17 protein-coding genes and 1 tRNA gene are annotated in these 18,649 nt (G+C 63.3%); 10 read left to right on the top strand and 8 right to left on the bottom strand.

Translation table 11 applies throughout. The annotated features are described in order from the left end of the window. Positions 1-14: 14 nt before the first annotated feature. From gspF to gspC, 4 genes are read right to left on the bottom strand one after another with little or no spacing between them, the layout of a single operon-like run. Positions 15-1,229, bottom strand: a complete 1,215-nt coding sequence (gene gspF / locus T5B8_RS01920) for a type II secretion system inner membrane protein GspF (protein WP_353175752.1) — start codon at positions 1,227-1,229, stop codon at positions 15-17. Continuing rightward, the gene (gene gspE / locus T5B8_RS01915; protein ID WP_353175750.1) at positions 1,229-2,779 is read right to left on the bottom strand and encodes a type II secretion system ATPase GspE; all 1,551 of its coding nucleotides are present in this window, start codon (positions 2,777-2,779) and stop codon (positions 1,229-1,231) included. Before gspE ends, gspF begins: the two co-directional genes overlap by 1 nt. Before the next feature lie 21 nt (positions 2,780-2,800). Beyond that, on the bottom strand, positions 2,801-4,900 hold the full coding sequence (gene gspD / locus T5B8_RS01910; protein WP_353175748.1) for a type II secretion system secretin GspD: 2,100 nt from the start codon (positions 4,898-4,900) through the stop codon (positions 2,801-2,803). Continuing rightward, positions 4,901-5,758 (bottom strand): type II secretion system protein GspC, encoded by an 858-nt coding sequence (gene gspC, locus T5B8_RS01905; RefSeq protein ID WP_353175746.1) that lies wholly within the window; start codon positions 5,756-5,758, stop codon positions 4,901-4,903. It lies immediately after the preceding gene. 130 nt (positions 5,759-5,888) lie between these two features. Between gspC and T5B8_RS01900 the strand changes: the two genes are divergently transcribed. Genes T5B8_RS01900 through T5B8_RS01885 form a run of 4 tightly spaced genes read left to right on the top strand, consistent with a single transcriptional unit; the run spans position 5,889 to position 9,650 of the window. Then, positions 5,889-7,748 carry an AAA family ATPase gene (locus T5B8_RS01900; RefSeq protein WP_353175744.1) on the top strand — a complete coding sequence of 620 codons (1,860 nt, stop codon included), beginning with the start codon at positions 5,889-5,891 and terminating at the stop codon, positions 7,746-7,748. 3 nt (positions 7,749-7,751) lie between these two features. Continuing rightward, positions 7,752-8,576: a general secretion pathway protein GspB gene (locus T5B8_RS01895; protein ID WP_353175741.1), complete on the top strand. Its 825-nt coding sequence runs from the start codon at positions 7,752-7,754 to the stop codon at positions 8,574-8,576. Further along, complete coding sequence (locus tag T5B8_RS01890; RefSeq protein WP_353175739.1) at positions 8,576-9,190, top strand: DUF2845 domain-containing protein; 615 nt, start codon at positions 8,576-8,578, stop codon at positions 9,188-9,190. The genes T5B8_RS01895 and T5B8_RS01890 overlap by 1 nt, the downstream gene beginning before the upstream one ends. A gap of 43 nt (positions 9,191-9,233) precedes the next feature. Continuing rightward, the gene (locus T5B8_RS01885; RefSeq protein ID WP_353175737.1) at positions 9,234-9,650 is read left to right on the top strand and encodes a VOC family protein; all 417 of its coding nucleotides are present in this window, start codon (positions 9,234-9,236) and stop codon (positions 9,648-9,650) included. Positions 9,651-9,652: 2 nt separating this feature from the next. Here T5B8_RS01885 and pilB read toward each other — a convergent pair whose 3' ends face one another. Next, entirely contained in the window at positions 9,653-11,386 is a 1,734-nt protein-coding gene (gene pilB / locus T5B8_RS01880; RefSeq protein WP_353175735.1) for a type IV-A pilus assembly ATPase PilB, read from the bottom strand. Positions 11,387-11,552: 166 nt separating this feature from the next. Between pilB and T5B8_RS01875 the strand changes: the two genes are divergently transcribed. After that, on the top strand, positions 11,553-11,996 hold the full coding sequence (locus T5B8_RS01875; protein ID WP_353175733.1) for a hemerythrin domain-containing protein: 444 nt from the start codon (positions 11,553-11,555) through the stop codon (positions 11,994-11,996). 132 nt (positions 11,997-12,128) lie between these two features. Here T5B8_RS01875 and T5B8_RS01870 read toward each other — a convergent pair. Continuing rightward, positions 12,129-12,205, bottom strand: a tRNA-Pro gene (locus T5B8_RS01870). Between the two features lie 3 nt (positions 12,206-12,208). Continuing rightward, positions 12,209-13,177, bottom strand: a complete 969-nt coding sequence (locus T5B8_RS01865) for a polyprenyl synthetase family protein (RefSeq protein WP_353175731.1) — start codon at positions 13,175-13,177, stop codon at positions 12,209-12,211. Between the two features lie 163 nt (positions 13,178-13,340). Between T5B8_RS01865 and rplU the strand changes: the two genes are divergently transcribed. From rplU to proB, 4 genes are all read left to right on the top strand, one after another. Further along, positions 13,341-13,655, top strand: a complete 315-nt coding sequence (gene rplU / locus T5B8_RS01860; RefSeq protein WP_353175729.1) for a 50S ribosomal protein L21 — start codon at positions 13,341-13,343, stop codon at positions 13,653-13,655. A gap of 55 nt (positions 13,656-13,710) precedes the next feature. Further along, positions 13,711-13,971 carry a 50S ribosomal protein L27 gene (rpmA, locus tag T5B8_RS01855; RefSeq protein ID WP_353175727.1) on the top strand — a complete coding sequence of 87 codons (261 nt, stop codon included), beginning with the start codon at positions 13,711-13,713 and terminating at the stop codon, positions 13,969-13,971. A 125-nt stretch (positions 13,972-14,096) separates the two neighbouring features. Further along, entirely contained in the window at positions 14,097-15,182 is a 1,086-nt protein-coding gene (gene cgtA, locus T5B8_RS01850) for an Obg family GTPase CgtA (protein WP_353175726.1), read from the top strand. Next, on the top strand, positions 15,166-16,305 hold the full coding sequence (gene proB, locus T5B8_RS01845; RefSeq protein WP_353175724.1) for a glutamate 5-kinase: 1,140 nt from the start codon (positions 15,166-15,168) through the stop codon (positions 16,303-16,305). Before cgtA ends, proB begins: the two co-directional genes overlap by 17 nt. A gap of 114 nt (positions 16,306-16,419) precedes the next feature. Here the strand turns inward: proB and rpsT are convergent, their stop codons facing one another. Beyond that, complete coding sequence (rpsT, locus tag T5B8_RS01840; RefSeq protein WP_353175722.1) at positions 16,420-16,689, bottom strand: 30S ribosomal protein S20; 270 nt, start codon at positions 16,687-16,689, stop codon at positions 16,420-16,422. A gap of 394 nt (positions 16,690-17,083) precedes the next feature. On the opposite strand from rpsT, the gene murJ reads away from it, so the two are divergent. Then, positions 17,084-18,649 carry a murein biosynthesis integral membrane protein MurJ gene (gene murJ / locus T5B8_RS01835; protein ID WP_353175720.1) on the top strand — a complete coding sequence of 522 codons (1,566 nt, stop codon included), beginning with the start codon at positions 17,084-17,086 and terminating at the stop codon, positions 18,647-18,649.

Raw genomic sequence — 18,649 nt, 5'->3', positions numbered from 1 at the left:
AACGAGATGCTGGCTTATTTGACCAGCTGATTGAGATTGAACACCGGCTGCAGGATGGCGAGCACGATGATCAGTACCAGCCCGCCCATGAGCAGAATCACGGCCGGGCCGAGTATGCCCATGACACCTTGCCGTAATGTTTCGACTTCGCGTTCCTGATGTTCGGCCGCACGCCCGAGCATCATGTCCAGCTCGCCCGAAATCTCGCCGTTGGCGATCATGTGCAGGGTAATCGGCGGGAATAGGCGTTCGCGCCCGAGCGCACGATGAATGGCATCGCCCTCGCGCACACGCGTGGAGGCGCGTTTGATCGCGTCGCGCATGGGTAGATTGGTTACAACGTCGGCGCCGATGGTCATGGCATCGAGCGCGGGCACGCCGCTACGGGTGAGAATCGATAGCGTGCGTGTGAAGCGCGCGGTATTCACGCCGCGCACGAAACGCCCGATCAACGGTAGCTGCAGAATACGCGCCTGCACGGCGCGTTTGAACGCCGGCCGGCGCATGCCGTAGACAAAGGCGGTAATCAGCGCGATGAGTATCAGCGCCAGCAACCAGCCCCACACCCGCAGAAAATCGCTGACCGAGATCAGGCCCGTGGTCAGGGCGGGCAGATCTGCACCCACGCTGTCGAAGACCTGGACCAGATCGGGCACGACCGTGGTCAGCAGGGCGATGACGATGGCGATCGCCACGATCGACAGAAACGCCGGGTAGATCAGCGCGGCCATGACCTTCTGGCGCATCGACTGCTGATCTTCCACGTAGTCGGCCAGGCCGTTGAGCACCTCGTCGATACGCCCGGACTGCTCGCCCGCTGCGGTGGTCGCACGATATAACTCGTCGAAGCTGTTGGGGAACTCGCCCAGCGCGTCGGCCAGGGTATGGCCTTCCACCACCTGCGAACGCACGCCGACGATGATCTTGCGTACCTTGTCGCTGTCGGTCTGCTCAGCCACGGCCTTGAGGGCTTCCTCCATGGGCAGACCGGCATGGGTGAGGGTGGCCAGCTGGCGGGTGAACAACGACAGCTCGGTGACGCTGATACCGCGCCGAAAGGATATGTTGCGGCTGCCACCGCTCTTGCGGTCGGAGACCTCGCTGACTTCCAGCGGTGTCAGGCCCTGTTCGCGCAGCTGGGCACGAATCGCGCGTGCGGCATCGCCCTCGAGGATGCCTTTCTTTTCCCGCCCGCGGGCGTCGAGTGCAGTGTATTCGTAGGCGCCCATCAGCCTTCACGCGTAACGCGCAGTACTTCCTCGAGCGTGGTGTTGCCTGCCAGCACATTGGCCACGCCATCCGCGCGTATGCTCGGCGTGGTCAGGCGCGCGTGTTTCTCGAGTTTCTGTTCCGAGGCCTGTTCGTGGATGAGATTGCGCATCTCGTCATCGACGACCACCAGCTCGTAGACGCCGGTCCGGCCGCGAAAACCGGACTGGTTGCAGGCCTCGCAGCCTGCGGGCTTGTAGAGCGTGGGCGGGGTCGCCGGGTCTACGCCCAGCAGTTCGCATTCGCGCCGGTTGGCTTCGTAGGGCGTGCGGCAGTGCTTGCACAGGGTACGGACCAGCCGCTGCGCCATGATGCCGATCAGGCTCGACGATAGCAGAAACGGCTCCACGCCCATATCGCGCAGGCGCGCGATCGCACCCACGGCGGTGTTGGTATGCAGGGTCGAGAGCACCAGATGTCCGGTCAGCGAGGCCTGGACTGCGATTTCCGCGGTTTCCAGGTCGCGGATTTCGCCGATCATCACCACGTCCGGGTCCTGGCGCAGGATCGCGCGCAGCCCGCGCGCGAAGCTCATGTCCACCTTGGAATTGACCTGGGTCTGGCCGATGCCGTCGAGGTAATACTCGATCGGGTCTTCCACGGTCATGATGTTGCGGGTGCGGTCGTTGATGCGGGTAAGCCCGGCATAGAGCGTGGTGGTCTTGCCCGAACCGGTCGGGCCGGTGACGAGCATGATGCCGTGCGGCTTGTGAATCAGTTCGTCGATCGCGGTGAGCGTATCCGCCGGCATGCCTAGCTGGGGCAGGTCCAGCCGCCCGGCCTGCTTGTCGAGCAGGCGCATCACCACGCGCTCGCCATTGCCTGAAGGAATCGTGGACACACGCACGTCGACCGGGCGGCCCGCGATGCGCACCGAAATACGCCCGTCCTGAGGCACGCGTTTTTCGGCGATATCGAGCTTGGCCATGACCTTCACGCGCGAAATCAGCCGCGGTGCGAGTTGGCGCGGCGGGTTGAGCACCTCGCGCAGCACGCCATCCACGCGAAAACGTACGGTCAGCCGGGCCTCGAATGGCTCGATATGGATATCCGAGGCGTTTTCCTTGATCGCTTCGGTCAGCAGGGCATTGATGAGGCGGATGATCGGTGCGTCGTCGGAAGACTCGAGCAGATCGGCGGGCTCAGAAAGCGCGCGCGCCGCGTCCGACAGATCCATATCCTCGTCCATGCCCTCGACGATCTGCATCGACTCGTTGGCCTTGCCTTCGTAGTCGTTCTGCAGCAGGGCATCGAAGGAGCCGGCATCGACGCGCTCGATGGTCAACGGACGGCGACAATAGCGACGTACTTCCGACAGCGCGGTCTGGTTGACCGGCGTGCGCACGGTGACATGAATCGCGCCATCGCGCTCGGGCCCGAGCATGACGCCGTGGCGTTTGGCGAACGCGAACGGCAGGCGGTCGATTCCGCCGCCCGCGCTCGAAGTAGCGGGCGGCGGGTTGTGTTCGACGAGAGGTTCCAGGCTGAGCGTTTCCAGGCTGTCGCTCATGTTCGCTCCTGCCGTGTACGGCTAGAAATCATCGCCGCGGCGTTTACCGCTGCGCGTATCGGGCGCCGAGTCGCGCGGCACGCTGTCATTGCCGCTCACGCCCGAGTCTTCGGAAAACGAGTCGCGGTCGTCATAGGACTCGATCGCGGGCAACTGGGGACGCTGTTCTTCGGCCATCAGCGGGATACTGGTCTTGGCCTGTTGTTCCTGCAGCGAGCGAATGTAGTTGTATTTCTTGCGCGTGTAGTAATCCGCCTCGCCACCGCCGCGCAGAATGGTCGGCCGGATGAAGTTGAGCAGATTGCGCTTGTTTTTCTGCACGCTGCGGTTGGTGAACAGCGCGCCGAGAATGGGGATATCACCCAGCACCGGCACTTTCTGCTCGGTTTCGGTCACCTGATCGTCGATCAGCCCGCCGAGCACCAGGATCTGGCCGTTCTCGACCTCCACGGAGGTCGTGAGTGTCCGGTTGTTGGTGATCAGATCGACCGCGCCGGTCTGGCTCGAGCCCTGTGCAATGCTCGAGACTTCCTGATCGATGGTCAGCTGGATGGTATCGCCGGCACTGATCTGCGGGGTAAACCCCAGTGTGAGGCCCACGTCCTTGCGTTCGATGGTCTGAAACGGGTTAGTTAGCCCGTTGCCCGTACCACCGCCCGTCGTACTGCTGGTGTAGTTGCCGGTCACGAACGGCACTTCCTGGCCGACCTTGATCTCGGCCTCCTCGTTGTCACGCGTAATCAACGACGGTGTGGACAGCACGTTGGTATTGGTATTGCCGGACAGCGCATTGACCAGCACAGCAAAGCTGGTCCCGCCGTCATTGATCTTGCCCAGGCCCAGATTCAGGCCCTGCTGGACCAGATCCAGCGGCGTGCCGTCCAGCGCCAGCGACGGCACAGCTTGGAGCGTTTGCGAATCGAGAATACTGGCGGCGGCCGGACCGCCATCGTCGAACACGGCCACGTTCACACCCAACTGGCGCGAACGCGACAGGGTGACTTCGGCGATGATGGCCTCGACGAGCACCTGACCGCGGCGGATATCGAGCTGGTCGATCACCTGCTTGATCTCGCGCATGGTATCGGCCGGCGCGGTGACGACCAGCGCGTTGGCGGCCGGTTCCGCTATCACGGTCACGCCGTTCGCGCCCGCGCCGCCGCTTGTACTGGCACGTAGCCCGCTGGCATTGCCGCCGGCAGCGCCGCCGGCCGAAGAGGAAGCGCTGCTGGTGCTTGCGCCCCGGCCGCTGGCGAAGTTCTGCAAGACCGGGGCCAGCGATTCGGCATCGGCATAGTCGAGATAGACGACCTGGGTGCCGCCGGTCTGTTCCGTGGCGGTATCCAGATCGGCGATGATCGCGCGCAGGCGCAGCCGTTCCTTGCGACCGCCGCTGATGATCACGCTGTTGGTCCGCTCGTCCGGAATCACACTGAAGTTCGCGGCGGCAGAATTATTGCCCGCGCCGGACTTGAGCTGGTCGATCACCCGCGCGACTTCCGAGGCGCTGGCGTATTGCAGCCGGATGTTTTCGACGTCCTGCAGACCGTTGCGGTCGATCTTGTTGACGATCTCGGCGATACGCTGGGCGTTGGCCTCGCGATCGGAGATGATCAGGGTGTTGGATGCCGAGTAGGCCGCCAGGTGGCCATATTGGGGCACCAGCGGGCGCAGGATCGGCACCAGTTGATCGGCCGGTACGTTGGCTACCGAAATCACCCGCGTGACGATGTCTTCGCGAGTGCTGCCGCCGCGCCCGAACCCGCCATCCTGCTTGGCATTGATCTGGGGAATGATCTTGGTGACTTCGCCCGAGGGCACGGCCGCGAAGCCGTGGACTTCGAGCACCGACAAAAACGTCTCGTAGAGCTCGTCGGGCGTCATCGCCTCGGTGGAGAGTACGGTGACATCGCCTTTTACCCGCGGGTCGACCACGAAATTGCGGCCCGTGACCTCGCTGACGGTCGCGATCAGCGTGGTGATATCGGCGTTCTTGAGGTTGAGCGTGAACGCATCGCCGGCCGTGGCTGCATTGCCGGTCGATTGCGCCATAGCGGCCGGGCCCGCGGCGAGGGCGAGCAGTGCGAACAGGCAGAACCGACGCAATAGCATGGCTGTCATCTAAAAATTCACCGTGACGGTACGTTGCTGGCCATCGCGTTCGAGCGTCACCGACGCGCTGCTCGCCGAGGCCAGATTGCTCAACAGCTTGAGCGACGCGGCCGGGTTGTCGAGCGGCTGCCCGTTGACAGCGGTGACCAGTTCCCCCGATTTAAGGCCGGCCTTTTCAAAAAGCCCTCGGTCGGCCCCCGGATATATCCGGTAGCCAACGAGGTTGCCGTTTTGTCGCTCCGGCTGCAAGCGAATGTATCGCTGGGCATTTGCCGGATTGGCCAGGATCTGTTTACGGACTTCACCCAGGTCCTGGGCCAGATCGCTGGACACGGCCTGGGTGCGTTTTACGCCTGCCAGATTACGGGCCTGTTTCACACTTTCCAGCGTGAGTGTTTCGTAGCGGCCGCTACGGTCGAGGATGACGCGATTGGCATAAATGGCATGCAGTTTCACGCCGTTGCTGACATCGTCACCCACGGCATAGCTGTCCTGATCGTTGCGCCCGCTCTTGATCAGCGCGCGCGAACGATCCCCGTTGGCCTCGGAGACGATGCCGGTCAACACGAGATTGAGCCGGGTTTCCGGCGCGTTGATGATCTCGCGTTGTTCAGCGGCGCGATCCTTGACCGTTTGTTCGCCGAACAGATGCGCGCTGGCAATGGTATCCACATCCACCGCGCCGCTTTCGTCTTTTGCGGACTGCTGTGCGGTGGTTGCCGGGGTCAGTTCGTTGTCGCCGGCCGGCCACGCCAGCCAGAACAATCGCGCCAACGACAGCGCGATCAGAATCACGAGCACAATGTTGACGATTTCCGGCAGTCGGGCGAGCCAGCGCTGCGCGTCGCGTGAGAGTTCTACGGCCATCCGGCAAGTCTAACCCAGCACAAACGTTTCGCGCTTGCGCACAGAAAGATTTTCACCTTGACCATACGAGTTTGCGCGGCTGCGGGTGCGGGTTAGACTTGGCGGGTTGCCGCCTCGCTTGTTTGTTCGCATGTATCTGCGCTATTACGGCTTTGACGATTATCCCTTTTCGGTCACGCCCGACCCGGCGTTTCTGTATCTGAGCGCCAGCCACCGCGAGGCGTTAGGCCATCTGCTCTACGGCGCCGGCGAACACAGCGGCTTCGTGGCGTTGATTGGCGAAGTGGGCACGGGCAAGACCACGCTCATTCGTGCGCTGGTCGACAACGACATGCCTGATCTGGATATCGCGCTGTGCTGGAACCCGCATCTGGAGGTGCGCGAGTTCGTGGCCACCATCTGCGACGAACTGGGCGCGAGCTACGATGCCCGCCGCGATACCTCGCTCAAGGACCTGGTCGATCGTTTGAACCGGCATTTGCTGGAAACCCACGCGCGCAACCGGCGGACCGTGCTGGTGATCGACGAGGCCCAGAACTTGAGCCGCGGCGTGCTCGAACAACTGCGGCTGCTGACCAATCTGGAAACCCACAAGCACAAGCTGCTGCGCATCATCCTGGTGGGCCAGCCCGAGCTCGAACAGCTGCTTGCCCGGCACGACCTGCGCCAGCTCTCGCAGCGCATCACCGCGCGCTTCAAGCTCAAGCCGCTGGGCTATGGTGAAACGCGGGCCTACGTCCAGCATCGACTGCGTCTGGCGGGCGGGCCGCCGCATCTGTTTACCGGACCGGCGCTGTTTGCGGTGCGGCGGGTGACCGGGGGGATTCCGCGCCTGATCAACATGGTCTGCGAGCGCGCGCTCATGGGCGGCTATGCCCATTCGCGTGCGCGTATCGGCGCGCCCATGGTGCTGCGTGCCGCCGCCGAAACCCTGCCGCGCGAACGCCGCGCGCGCTGGCTACGGGTGGCGGTGCCCGCGCTCAGCCTGGCAGCACTCGCGGTGGTGGGCGCGCTGGCCTGGTATCCCGGTATCGAACTCAGTCGCGCAGCGGACTGGGTGAAATCCTCGGGGGCTTCCGCACCGGCGGTCGCGGTCGATACGCACGAGTCGTCAGCGCAGCCCGATGGCACAACGGGCGTGCCGGGCGAGCCCGCCGCCAGCGCGCGCGGCGAGGGCGGCGACAGTTATAGCCCGGAAGACGGCAGCGGGGCGGCGGCCGACGATTCGCCCGCGGATAAGAACGACGGCACGCAGGTCGCGAGTGACGACACCCAGGATGCGTCCAGCCCGCCGACGGCCGATAAGGTGTCGACGCCCGGTGAAGCCGAAGCGACCAGCATCAGTAGCGACAGCGGCGGCGAACTTAGCGCCGACAACACCGCCGCGCTCAAGGGCGTGCCCGCCGGCGATGCCACCATCACCCAGTTGCTACGCCTGTGGGGCGTGTTCGGCGCCCAGGTGCGCAGCGGTTGCGAGAATCTGAGGATCGGCGATCTGCGTTGTCTGGCCGACCGGGGCAGCTTCTCCATGATCGAACGCTACAATCGCCCGGCGCTGCTGACCATTCGTCACGACGGCCGTACCCACAAGGTGTTGCTGAGCTCGCTCGAAGACGACGACGCAACGCTGGTGGGCGAAAACGGTACGCGCCGTATTTCGCGCATGGCGTTGCTGCGTATCTGGAATGGAGAGTTCGAAGTGGTCTGGCGCGCGGATTCGGGCGTGGGCCTGATCCAGCCGGGCGCGGTTGGATCGGCGGTGGTGTGGTTACGCAAGCGTCTCGATCGCATTGACGGCAAGAACCCGGAAACGCGCCTGGGCCCGGCGTCGCCAGTCTATGACGATGCGCTCGAGCGCCGTCTGCGCGATTTCCAGGCCGCCAACGGTCTCGAGGCGGACGGCATGGCCGGCCCGCGCACGCAGATGATGCTCAATGGCGCGGTGCCGTCGCCGGGGTCCCCGGCCTTGAAACCGGTGGAACAGGAGTAGGGCGTGTCGTATCTCGTCGATGCACTGAAAAAAGCCGAGCGCGAACGCCACGAAAATCAGCGTGCCGATATGCGATCGGTAGCTGGTGGCGGCCCCGCCGAGGGGAGCGCCGGCCGCGCGCTGCGCTGGCTGGTGGGCGTGCTCGTACTGTGTAACGCGGCCTTGCTGGTCTATCTATTCCTGCCCGCCTCGGTTTCTGCCGGGCTGGTGGCATCGCCGGCCACAGAACAGCAGTCGCAGCCCGCGGTACAAGGCGATACCGCCGATGAAAGCGTAACGTCGCCCGCGACCGCCGAACGTCCTCAGCGCACGGCTGTACGTTCTGATGACTCCTCAGCCACAAAGGATGCGACGCCCGCCAGCGAGCCAGAGCCCGAAGCCGCAGCGCCCGTGGTCGGCGCTGCGGGTAGCGCTGTGCAATCGAGCGCGACCGACACGGCCGCAAGCCCCACGTTGCCGCCGTCACGCCGCAATAGCGATAACGACACGCCCGTCGAGTCGCTGCCCGATGCGCCGGTGGATGCACGCCCGCGTGCGGGTGGCAAAGTGACCTATTCGGCCACGCCGCTGGATGACGACGCCGGCTTTGTCGCCGACGAGGAGCGCGGCGCGCCGGTCGCCGACAGCCCCCCGCCGGGCGCGCCGGACGTTGCCATCAACGGCCATCTCTACAGCTCGGTACCCGGGCGCAGTTTCATCCTCGTGCGCGGACAGCGCTACCATGAAGGCGAGCGCCTTGCGCAGGGGCCGGCGGTGGAGAGTATCGATGCCACCGGCGCCACACTCAATTATCAAGGCAGGCGTTACCACGTGCGAGGCCCGGGCTAATGACAAAATCGAACACGGGTCGCTATGGCATGGCCGTGGCTGCGTTGGTCGGGCTCGCGTGCCTGTTGAGCGCGCCGGCCCACGCCGACAACCTGCGCTGTGGTGGCTCACTGGTTCAAACGGGTGATCCGGCGGCCGTGGTTCGTGCGAACTGCGGCGAGCCCGATTTCGTCGATCCCTGGATCGGCGGCACGAGCATCGCCTATGGGGCGGTGCCCGATATGGAAGAGTGGACCTACAATCGCGGTCCGCGGCGTCTGCTTCAGATTCTGCGTTTTCGCGATGGCGAGCTCGAGCGTATTCGCGAAGACGGTTACGGGTTCAGCGTGTCGGGCAACGGCTCGGGCTGTCGGCCGAGCGATATCGTGCGCGGCATGAGCAAGTACCGGCTACTCGTGGCCTGTGGTCAGCCAGTACAGAAAAGTGGCGCCTATGTATATAGCGCGCGTAACGACGATGGCGTGTACGACTATCGCCGGGCCCGCGGCGTGGTACCGGTTTATCGCGAACGCTGGATATTCAATTTCGGTAGTAGCCGACTGCTGCGCGAGGTAACCCTCGAAAACGCCGTCGTGGTGGAAACCGATACCCGCGATCGCGGCTACGACGACTAAGCGGCCGCCACGAACGACACGGCCTGCCCCAAAGGAGCCCCCGATGCCGCAACTCAAGGGCGTTGTAGAAACCGTGCTCTACACGCGCGATATGAACGCGGCCCGCGACTTCTTCGAGTCGGTCATGGGATTGCAGGCGCATACGGCCGATCATCGGTTTACCGCCTACGCGCTGGCCTGGAACATGTTGTTGATCTTCGCCGAAGGCGAAACCCGCGAAACCGTCGAATTGCCGGAGGGCCGGGGCACGATCCCGCCCCACGACGGCACAGGGCGCCAGCATATCGCCTTTGCAATCGAGGCCGAGGCGCTCGCCGACTGGGAACGGCATCTACAGGCCAACGATATTGTCATCGAAGGGCGAACGCATTGGCCGCAGGGCGCGATCAGCATTTATTTTCGCGATCCGGACGCCCATCTGCTGGAGCTGGTGACGCCCGGCATCTGGCCGAATTACTGACGCTAGTCGACGGTTACGCGGTTGACTTCGGCCAGGCTGAGTACGCCGGTCCGCATTTTCTGGAGTCCGGCTTCGCGCAGATCGATCACACCGTCGCGTTCGGCCTGGCGTTCGATATCGCCGGCGTTGCCGCCTTCCATGATGATCTGGCCGATCTCGTCAGTGACCGGCATCACCTGATAGATGCCGACCCGGCCCTTGTAGCCGTTGGTGCAGTTGTCGCAACCCTCCGGGTTGGCCTCGAAAAGACGCAGTTCGTCGACCTCGTCTTCGCGAAAGCCCTCGGCAATGAGTTCTTCGCGCGGAATCTGGGCTTCGACCTTGCAGTGGTTGCACAGTCGGCGTGCCAGACGCTGGGCAATGATCAGCGATACCGAAGCCGCGATGTTGTACGCCGGCACACCCATGTTCACGAGGCGCGTAAGCGTTTGCGGCGCATCGTTGGTATGCAGCGTGGACAGCACCATATGGCCGGTCTGGGCGGCCTTGATCGCGATCTCGGCGGTCTCCAGATCACGAATCTCACCCACCATGATCACGTCCGGATCCTGGCGCAGGAACGCGCGCAGGCAACTGGCGAAGGTGAGTCCGACCTTGGGATGCACATTGACCTGATTGATGCCGGGCAGGTTGATTTCGGCCGGGTCCTCGGCGGTCGAGATATTGCGGTCGGCGGTGTTGAGCATGTTCAGCGCTGTATACAGCGACACGGTTTTACCGCTACCCGTGGGCCCCGTGACCAGGACCATGCCGTAAGGCCGGTGGATCGTCTCTTCGAACAGCGCGCGCTGATCGGCTTCGTACCCCAGGGCCTCGATGCCCAGCTGGGCGCTGGTCGGGTCGAGGATACGCAGCACGATCTTTTCGCCGTGCAGGGTGGGGCAGGTCGACACACGAAAGTCGATCGATCGGTTCTTCGACAGGTTGAGTTTGATCCGTCCGTCCTGCGGTACACGCCGTTCGGCCAGATCCAGGCGGGCCATGACCTTCAGGCGTGCCGAAAGGCGCATGCCCAGTCCGGCCGGAGGCGCGGCCACCTCGCGCAGTACGCCGTCCTGGCGCAGGCGCACGCGATAGCTTTTTTCATAGGGCTCGAAATGAATATCCGACGCGCCCTTGTGAATGGCATCGAGCATGACCTTGTTGACGAAGCGCACCACCGGCGCGTCGTCGGAATCGACACGACTGGCATCGGAGGCGGCTTCGTTGCTGTCGGCGGCATCATCGAAACTCAGACCATCCAGCGAGACGTCGTCGAGGCCCGCCATGGCGCTGTCGATCGCACTGAAGGCGTTTTCGATCGCCTTGGCGAGCTTGTCCTGTTCGACCAGGATCGGCTCGATATTCAGGCCCGTGCTGAACTTGAATTCATCCAGCGCCTGCAGATTGGTCGGATCGGCGACCGCTACCATCAGGTCGCGGCCGCGCTCATAGAGCGGCAGGACTTCGTGCTTGCGGATCAGGTTTTCCGGCACCTTCTTGATCGGCATCTGGTCGATATCGACCGCACGCAAATCCAGTAGCGGCATGGAAAATTCTTCGCAGGCGGCCTTGGCCAGTACCGCCGCGGACAGCACGCCACGGCTGACCACGCGTGCCACGAAGGACTCGCCTTCCTGTTGGGCTTCGTTCTGGATCTCGCGCGCCTTGTCGGCATCGATGAGCCGATCCTCGACGAGTTGCCGCGCCAGCCCGCCCAGTGCCGGGGTTGCGAGCGTATTCTTCTTCGTGGCCATAGGGTGTTCTCGAAATGATTTCGGCACCGGTTACGCCCGAGCCGCACCGGCGAGAAGGTGCGATGGCGGGCGGCTTGCGCATCGGTGTCCGACCGGATTTTATGCGGTCTTCGGCCACGGTACCATCAATGCACTAAAGACCACCGAGACGACATAAGGACAATACGTGAAAAATATCTTCGAAGCGTTGCGTGAAAGCCACGACAAGCAACGCCGCCTACTCGACGCGCTCACCGACACGCACGGCGATACCGACAAGCGCGAGGGGCTGTTCGCGGCGCTCAAGGCGGAGCTTCATCATCATGCGGCCGCCGAGGAGCGACATTTTTATGTGCCGCTGATGGAATACGATCAGACGCAGGAAAAAGCGCGCCACAGCGTGGCCGAGCATCATGAGATCGACGAGCTGGTGGAAACGCTGGAGCAGACCGATTACAGCTCGCCGGCCTGGCTTACCTACGCCAAGCAGCTGCAGGAACTGGTGACCCATCACCTCGATGAAGAAGAACAGGAAGTCTTTCAGGTCGCCGGCAAGGTATTGAGCGAGCGCGACAAGACTGAACTGGCCAAGACCTACGACGACATGATGGAGGAACAGGCCGGCGCCTGAAGCGACGAGCCAGATAGCCGAAAGCCCGGGCGTGTCGCGCCCGGCTTTCGCGCCCGCGGGCAAAGGGTGTTATCGGCTTTTGTCGCCGATACGCCCGTGGCGATCAGGAAGAAGTCGGGAAAGACGAGTCAATGGTCGGAGTAGCAGGATTTGAACCTACGACCTCCACCTCCCGAAGGTGGCGCTCTACCAAGCTGAGCTATACTCCGATTTTAGTGTCGTCGCTGGGCCGAGAACTCGGCCAGCTCGATGAGCCCTCGCTTTGCTTCGGACTCCTCGAAAGCGTCGAGGGCGGCGATAGCCTTGGCGGCTTCCTCCTCAGCGCGGCGGCAAGTGTATGCCATCGCTTGAGTGGATTCAATCGCTTTCATGATCGAATCCATGGCATTGAGGTCGCCATCACGAATAGCAGCCCGAATCGGAGCCGCCGTATCGGCGTCCAGGCAGGCTAACGCGCGGATCACGGGCAGGGTGGCCTTGCCTTCGGCGAGATCGTCGCCGACGTTCTTGCCGTAGTTGCCATCGCCGCGGCCGTAGTCGAGCGCGTCATCAATGACCTGAAAAGCCACGCCCAGGTGGCGGCCATAGTCGGCCATGGCCTGTTGCTGCTGCGCGTCGCAGCCACCCAGCTGGGCCGCCAGGCGACAGCCGGCCGAGAACAGGCTGGCGGTCTTGCGATCCACCACTTCCAGGTAGTCCGCCTCGGCGAGATCCGGGTTATGGGCATACATCAGCTGCATGACCTCACCCTCGGCAATCCGGTTGGTCGCGTCGGCGAGAACGCGCATGACGTCGAAGCTTTCCAGCTCCACCATCATCTGGAATGCGCGCGAATACAGAAAATCGCCGGTGAGTACGCTGGCGTCGTTACCCCAGACCGTATTCGCGGTCTGCTGACCGCGGCGCATGGTCGATTCGTCGACCACGTCGTCGTGCAACAGCGTCGCGGTATGGATAAATTCGATGATCGCGGCGAGCAGGTGCTGTTTTTCGCCGCTATAGCCACTCGCACGCGCGGCCAGTAGCACCAGCGCGGGTCGCAAACGCTTGCCACCGCTGGAAATAATGTATTCGCCCAGGGTGTTGATGAGGATGACGTCCGAATTCAGGCGTGCGCGGATCAGCGCATCGACCGCGCGCATATCGTCATCGACCGGCTTGAGAAGCGGCTGGATACTCATGGGGCAGGGGCTGAGAAAACAGCCGCAAACTTAGGCGTGTGCCCGTTTGCTGTCAAGAACAGCGACTGTTGTATCCAGTCGTTGACCGCGGGGGTTCGAGAACGTATCATTCGCGCTCTTCAAACGGGCAACAGCCCTTGTTTTTACGCGATGTGGAGTGGTCATGCACGCGGTTATACGCACCGGCGGTAAGCAGTACAGAGTAGCAGAAGGCGATATTCTGCGCGTCGAAAAGCTGGATGTGGAAGCCGGCAGCACCATCGATCTGAGCGACGTGCTCCTGATTTCCGACGGCGACAACGTCCAGATCGGCACGCCGTTGCTCGACGGCAAGGCCGTATCCGCCGAAGTGATGACGCATGCGCGCGCTGATAAGATCCAGGTGATCAAGTTCAAGCGCCGCAAGAAGTACCGTCGTACCTTCGGCCATCGCCAGCACTACACGCAGCTCAAGATTACGTCGATCCCGGGCGCCTGAGCGACCGTTCGACGCGTAGCGCTCGGCTCACCAGACAGGTTAGAGGAAAGGACTCATGGCACATAAAAAGGCAGGCGGCAGTACCCGCAACGGTCGCGATTCCGAATCGAAACGCCTCGGCGTCAAGAAGTTCGGTGGCCAGAAGGTCAAGGCCGGCAACATCATCGTGCGTCAGCGCGGCAACACCTTCCACGCCGGCGATGGCGTGGGCACCGGTCGTGATTACACGCTCTATGCCAGCACTGACGGTATCGTCAATTTCGCTGTCAAGGGCCCGCGCAACCGCAAGTTCGTCTCGATCGAAGCCGTCGAGTAACGAACCGCGCGTATGCCGCGAAAAAGGCCTCGCCGAGCGCGGGGCTTTTTTTTGTCCGAGAATAGGGTGATCACGGGCGTGCGCGAGGCGCAGCCCACCGCATCACAGCGCCGAGAGAGAACCGCATGAAATTCGTCGATGAAGCCAATCTGCGCGTTGAGGCAGGTGATGGCGGGCACGGCTGTCTGAGTTTTCGGCGCGAGAAATACGTGCCGCATGGTGGGCCGGACGGCGGTGACGGGGGCGATGGCGGCAGCGTATACATGGTTGCCGACCACAACCTCAATACGCTTTACGACTACCGGGTGAGCCGGGTGTTCAAGGCCGAGCGTGGCGGGAACGGCGCGGGCAAGAACCGAACGGGTTCCAAGGGCGAGGATCGCTATCTGCCGGTGCCGGTCGGCACGCTGTGTTACGCCCGCGAAACCGGCGAGCTGATCGGTGATCTGACCCACGACGGCGATACGCTGCTGGTTGCCCAGGGTGGTTTCCACGGTCTGGGGAATGCGCGTTTCAAGTCCAGCACCAACCAGGCGCCGCGCAAGACCACCGATGGCACGCCTGGCGAAATCCGCGAGTTACGCCTGGAGCTCAAGCTGCTGGCCGATGTCGGTCTGGTCGGCATGCCCAATGCCGGCAAATCCACGCTGCTGGCCGCGGTTTCCGGCGCGCGCCCGCGTATCGCCGATTATCCGTTCACGACGCTGAACCCGCAGGTCGGCGTGGTCAGCGTCGGTGCGCTGCGCAGCTTTACGCTCGTGGATCTGCCAGGGCTGATCGAGGGGGCGGCGGAAGGCGTGGGCCTGGGTCATCGTTTTCTGCGCCACATCCAGCGTACACGGCTGCTGTTTCATGTCGTCGATCTGCTCGACTTCGAGCAGGGCGACGTGGCCGATAACGTACGCATGATCGCCGACGAGCTGGCGCGGTTTAGCCCGCAGCTGGCCGAGCGGCCGCGCTGGCTGGTGCTCAACAAGACCGAAGTACTCGATGCCGACGAAGTCGCGTCGCTTCGGGATCGCATCGTGCAAACGCTCGACTGGCAGGGCCCTGTGTACACGGTGTCGGCGGTCAAGCCCGATACCTTGCGGACATTGCTGGGCGACGCGATGGATCATCTCGAGGCCGAACAGGCGCGCCGCGAAGCCGACCCCGCACAAGACCAGGCAACGCGAGAGACGGACGACGAAGGCGATGATTTCGACGCGTAAGGATCTGGCCAGCGCACGGCGCTGGGTGGTCAAGATCGGCAGCGCGCTGCTCACCGCCGATGGCCGCGGGCTCGATCGCGAACGTCTGGCCGGCTGGGCGGCACAAATCGCGGCGCTGCAGAAATCCGGCTGTCAGGTGGTACTGGTTTCCTCCGGGGCGGTCGCCGAGGGCCTGGTACGGCTGGGCTGGAGCGAACGTCCGTCGAGTTTGAGTGCGGTGCAGGCGGCAGCGTCGGTTGGCCAGGCGGGTTTGGTGGAAGCCTATGCCCGCTGTTTCGAATCGCACGGGCTGCGCACGGCACAGGTGCTGATTACCCATGAGGACGTCTCCGATCGGCGCCGTTACCTCAATGCGCGCAGCACGCTCATGACCTTGCTTGGGTTGGGCGTGGTGCCGATCGTCAACGAAAACGACGCCATCGCCACCGATGAAATACGTGTGGGCGACAACGACACCATGGCCGCGCTGACAGTCAATCTGCTCGATGCCGATGCGATGGTCATTCTCACCGACCAGGCAGGGGTTTACGACGCGGACCCGCGCCAGCGTCCGGATGCGCGCCGGATTGACGAATGCGATGCCCACGACAGCGCTTTGCTGGCGGCCGCGGCCGGTACCGGCGGCGCGCTGGGCCGTGGCGGGATGCGAACGAAAGTGCTGGCGGCCCGCCAGGCGGCCGATTCCGGGGCAGCGACCGTCATTGCCGATGGTCTGGCGCCGGACGTGCTGGCGCGCATCATGGGCGGGGAGTCGATCGGCACGCTGCTTACGCCGGGCCAGGGTGCACGCCGTGCGGCGCGTAAGAACTGGATCGCCGGTCAGCGCCAGGTGCGGGGTGCGGTCCATCTCGACGCCGGCGCGGTGAAGGTGCTGCGCAGCGCCGGTCGTAGCCTGCTGCCCATTGGTATTACCTCGGTGGACGGCAATTTCCGACGGGGCGATCTGGTTGCTTGTATCGGCCCCGAGGGCGAGGAAATTGCGCAGGGGCTGGCCAACTACGATGCGCGCGAGGTTCGCCAGCTTGCCGGGCAATCGAGCGATCAGATTGAAGCGCTGCTGGGTTACGGCGGGGAGCCGGAGTTCATCCACCGCAACAACCTGGTGCTGTCGCGGGCTGGCTAGCGCAAAGCTTCGAGGCCGCAGGGCAGCCCGGACATCATTATTCTTTCAGCCACAAAAAAGCCCGCACGTAGCGGGCTTTTTCGTCAGGGCCGAAAGCGGCCCGTCTGGCCGTTATCAAGCGCTCGCCAGAGCCTTGATCTGCGCGTTCAGGCGCGACTTGTGGCGTGCGGCCTTGTTGCGATGAATCTGCCCCTTGCCGGCCATGCGATCGATAATCGGGACCGCGGCCTGGAAAGCAGCGCGCGCATCGGATTCACTACCGGCGGCGATGGCTTTCTGCACCTTCTTGATATGGGTGCGCACGAGCGAGCGCTGCGCCATGTTGCGTTCACGACGGGTCACGGCCTGTTCGGCGCGCTTGCGGGCTTGCGGAGAGTTCGCCACTGAGCGGCTCCTCGAAATCGTTGAATGTAAGGTTGGCAGGCGCGCGATTATTGTGATTTGCGCGGCATTTGTCAACTCCTGGGTTCGCGGTTACATCTGGCGATCAGCGAGAAGATGCGCTCGGCCAAGAGTAAAGGATGGCCCTTGTCGGCAAAGGAACACGAACAAGCGCAATTAAAGCAGAAGACAGCCCGGTCGAAGCGCACGTAGTCAGCGTTTCAACACGCCTGCTCGGTTGTGCAGAGCATGACGTGATGCGTTGGACATCGGCGACCGGCCGTTGGGTGCGATGTGCGCGTTCGAAATACGCGCGCCTTGCGCATGATCGCTTTCAAAGCATTCGGCAATCCCGCTATAGTGCGCCGCACTCTGGCGCTTTTACGGAAATATATTCATGGCCTCGTCGCTGGCGCGATCCACCAGTACGGTCGGCGTGATGACGCTGCTGTCGCGCGTACTCGGGTTTTTGCGCGATGTGATCTTTGCGGTCATCTTCGGCGCGGGCGTGGGTATGGACGCCTTCCTGGTCGCCTTCAAGATCCCGAATTTCATGCGCCGACTGTTCGCCGAAGGCGCATTCGCGCAGTCCTTCGTGCCGGTGCTCTCGGCGACCAAGAGCCGCGATACGGGCCGCGACGTCCAGCATCTGATCGATGTAGTGGCCGGTACACTGGGCGTGATTCTGGTCGGCATTACGGTGGTCGGGGTGATTGCCGCGCCCGTGCTGATCTATGTATTCGCGCCGGGCTTTGCCGACCAGCCGCAGCAGTTCGATCTGGCCGTGGATCTGTTGCGGCTGACTTTTCCCTATTTGCTGTTCATCTCGCTGACCGCACTGGCGGGCGGGATTCTCAATACCTATGGGCGGTTCAGCGTGCCGGCGTTTACCCCGGTATTGCTCAATGTCTGCCTGATTGGTGCAGCGATCGGCCTGGCGCCGCATTTTCCGCGCCCGGAAATGGCGCTGGCCGTGGGCGTGCTGATCGCCGGTATTGTGCAGCTGGCGTTCCAGCTGCCGTTTCTGCTGCAAATCGATCGCCTGCCGCGCCCGCGCTGGGGATGGTCTGATCCGCAGGTCCGACGCATCCTGTCGCTGATGCTGCCCATTCTGTTCGGCTCGTCGGTCGCACAGCTCAACCTGTTGCTGGATACGGTGATCGCTTCGTTGCTGGCCTCGGGCAGTGTGAGCTGGCTGTATTATGCCGACCGGTTGATGGAGTTCCCGCTGGGTGTGTTTTCGATCGCGATCGCGACGGTGATACTGCCCAGCCTGTCGGCCCGCCACGCAAGCCAGTCGTCGGGCGCGTTTTCCGATACGCTGGACTGGGCCTTGCGCTTGTTGCTGGTTGTCGGTTTGCCGGCCATGGTGGGTATGTTCGTGCTCGCCGGGCCGCTGGTGACCACGTTGTTCAATTATCACTCGTTCGATGGCCACGATGCGCTGATGAGCCAGTATGCGTTGATGGCCTACGCGTTGGGATTTATGGGGTTTTCTTTGGTCAAGGTATTGGTGACCGGTTTCTTTTCGCGTGAGGATTCGCGAACGCCGGTACGTTGTGGCGTGATCTCGCTGATTGGCGCAATGATCATGAATCTGTCGTTCGTGGGCCTGTTCACGCTCATGGACTGGCCGGCCCCGCATGCCGGGCTGGCGCTTGCGACGTCGTTGGGCGCATTCATCAATGCCGGCTTGCTTTATCGCTATTTGCGCAAGGCGGATGTGTACCGCCCCAGTGCGGCGTGGCGTCGACTCATGCTGCAGGTCAGCGCCGGTTGTCTGGCCATGGGGGGCGTACTCTGGTTCGGCGCGGCCGATCTGTCGGTCTGGATCGGCCGTGGCGCATTGGCAAGGGTGGAGTGGCTGCTTATCTGGATCGGCGCCGGTATCGCTGTGTACTTCCTCGTGCTGGGTGTGCTGGGTGTGCGTCCGCGTGAGTTCATCATGCGAGAGAGCGCTTGA

The sequence above is a fragment of the Salinisphaera sp. T5B8 genome (assembly GCF_040361255.1).
In the GTDB taxonomy this organism is placed as follows: domain Bacteria; phylum Pseudomonadota; class Gammaproteobacteria; order Nevskiales; family Salinisphaeraceae; genus Salinisphaera.
This window is presented reverse-complemented; position numbering and strand designations above follow the sequence as displayed.

What these genes read in the sequence shown, in the direction of transcription:
- gspF (WP_353175752.1), bottom strand. Translation starts at nt 1,229, where the DNA reads ATGGGCGCCTACGAATACACTGCACTCGACGCCCGCGGGCGGGAAAAG.
- rplU (WP_353175729.1), top strand. Translation starts at nt 13,341, where the DNA reads ATGCACGCGGTTATACGCACCGGCGGTAAGCAGTACAGAGTAGCAGAA.
- T5B8_RS01900 (WP_353175744.1), top strand. Translation starts at nt 5,889, where the DNA reads ATGTATCTGCGCTATTACGGCTTTGACGATTATCCCTTTTCGGTCACG.
- cgtA (WP_353175726.1), top strand. Translation starts at nt 14,097, where the DNA reads ATGAAATTCGTCGATGAAGCCAATCTGCGCGTTGAGGCAGGTGATGGC.
- pilB (WP_353175735.1), bottom strand. Translation starts at nt 11,386, where the DNA reads ATGGCCACGAAGAAGAATACGCTCGCAACCCCGGCACTGGGCGGGCTG.
- T5B8_RS01885 (WP_353175737.1), top strand. Translation starts at nt 9,234, where the DNA reads ATGCCGCAACTCAAGGGCGTTGTAGAAACCGTGCTCTACACGCGCGAT.
- gspC (WP_353175746.1), bottom strand. Translation starts at nt 5,758, where the DNA reads ATGGCCGTAGAACTCTCACGCGACGCGCAGCGCTGGCTCGCCCGACTG.
- gspE (WP_353175750.1), bottom strand. Translation starts at nt 2,779, where the DNA reads ATGAGCGACAGCCTGGAAACGCTCAGCCTGGAACCTCTCGTCGAACAC.
- gspD (WP_353175748.1), bottom strand. Translation starts at nt 4,900, where the DNA reads ATGACAGCCATGCTATTGCGTCGGTTCTGCCTGTTCGCACTGCTCGCC.
- T5B8_RS01890 (WP_353175739.1), top strand. Translation starts at nt 8,576, where the DNA reads ATGACAAAATCGAACACGGGTCGCTATGGCATGGCCGTGGCTGCGTTG.
- T5B8_RS01865 (WP_353175731.1), bottom strand. Translation starts at nt 13,177, where the DNA reads ATGAGTATCCAGCCGCTTCTCAAGCCGGTCGATGACGATATGCGCGCG.
- murJ (WP_353175720.1), top strand. Translation starts at nt 17,084, where the DNA reads ATGGCCTCGTCGCTGGCGCGATCCACCAGTACGGTCGGCGTGATGACG.
- rpmA (WP_353175727.1), top strand. Translation starts at nt 13,711, where the DNA reads ATGGCACATAAAAAGGCAGGCGGCAGTACCCGCAACGGTCGCGATTCC.
- proB (WP_353175724.1), top strand. Translation starts at nt 15,166, where the DNA reads ATGATTTCGACGCGTAAGGATCTGGCCAGCGCACGGCGCTGGGTGGTC.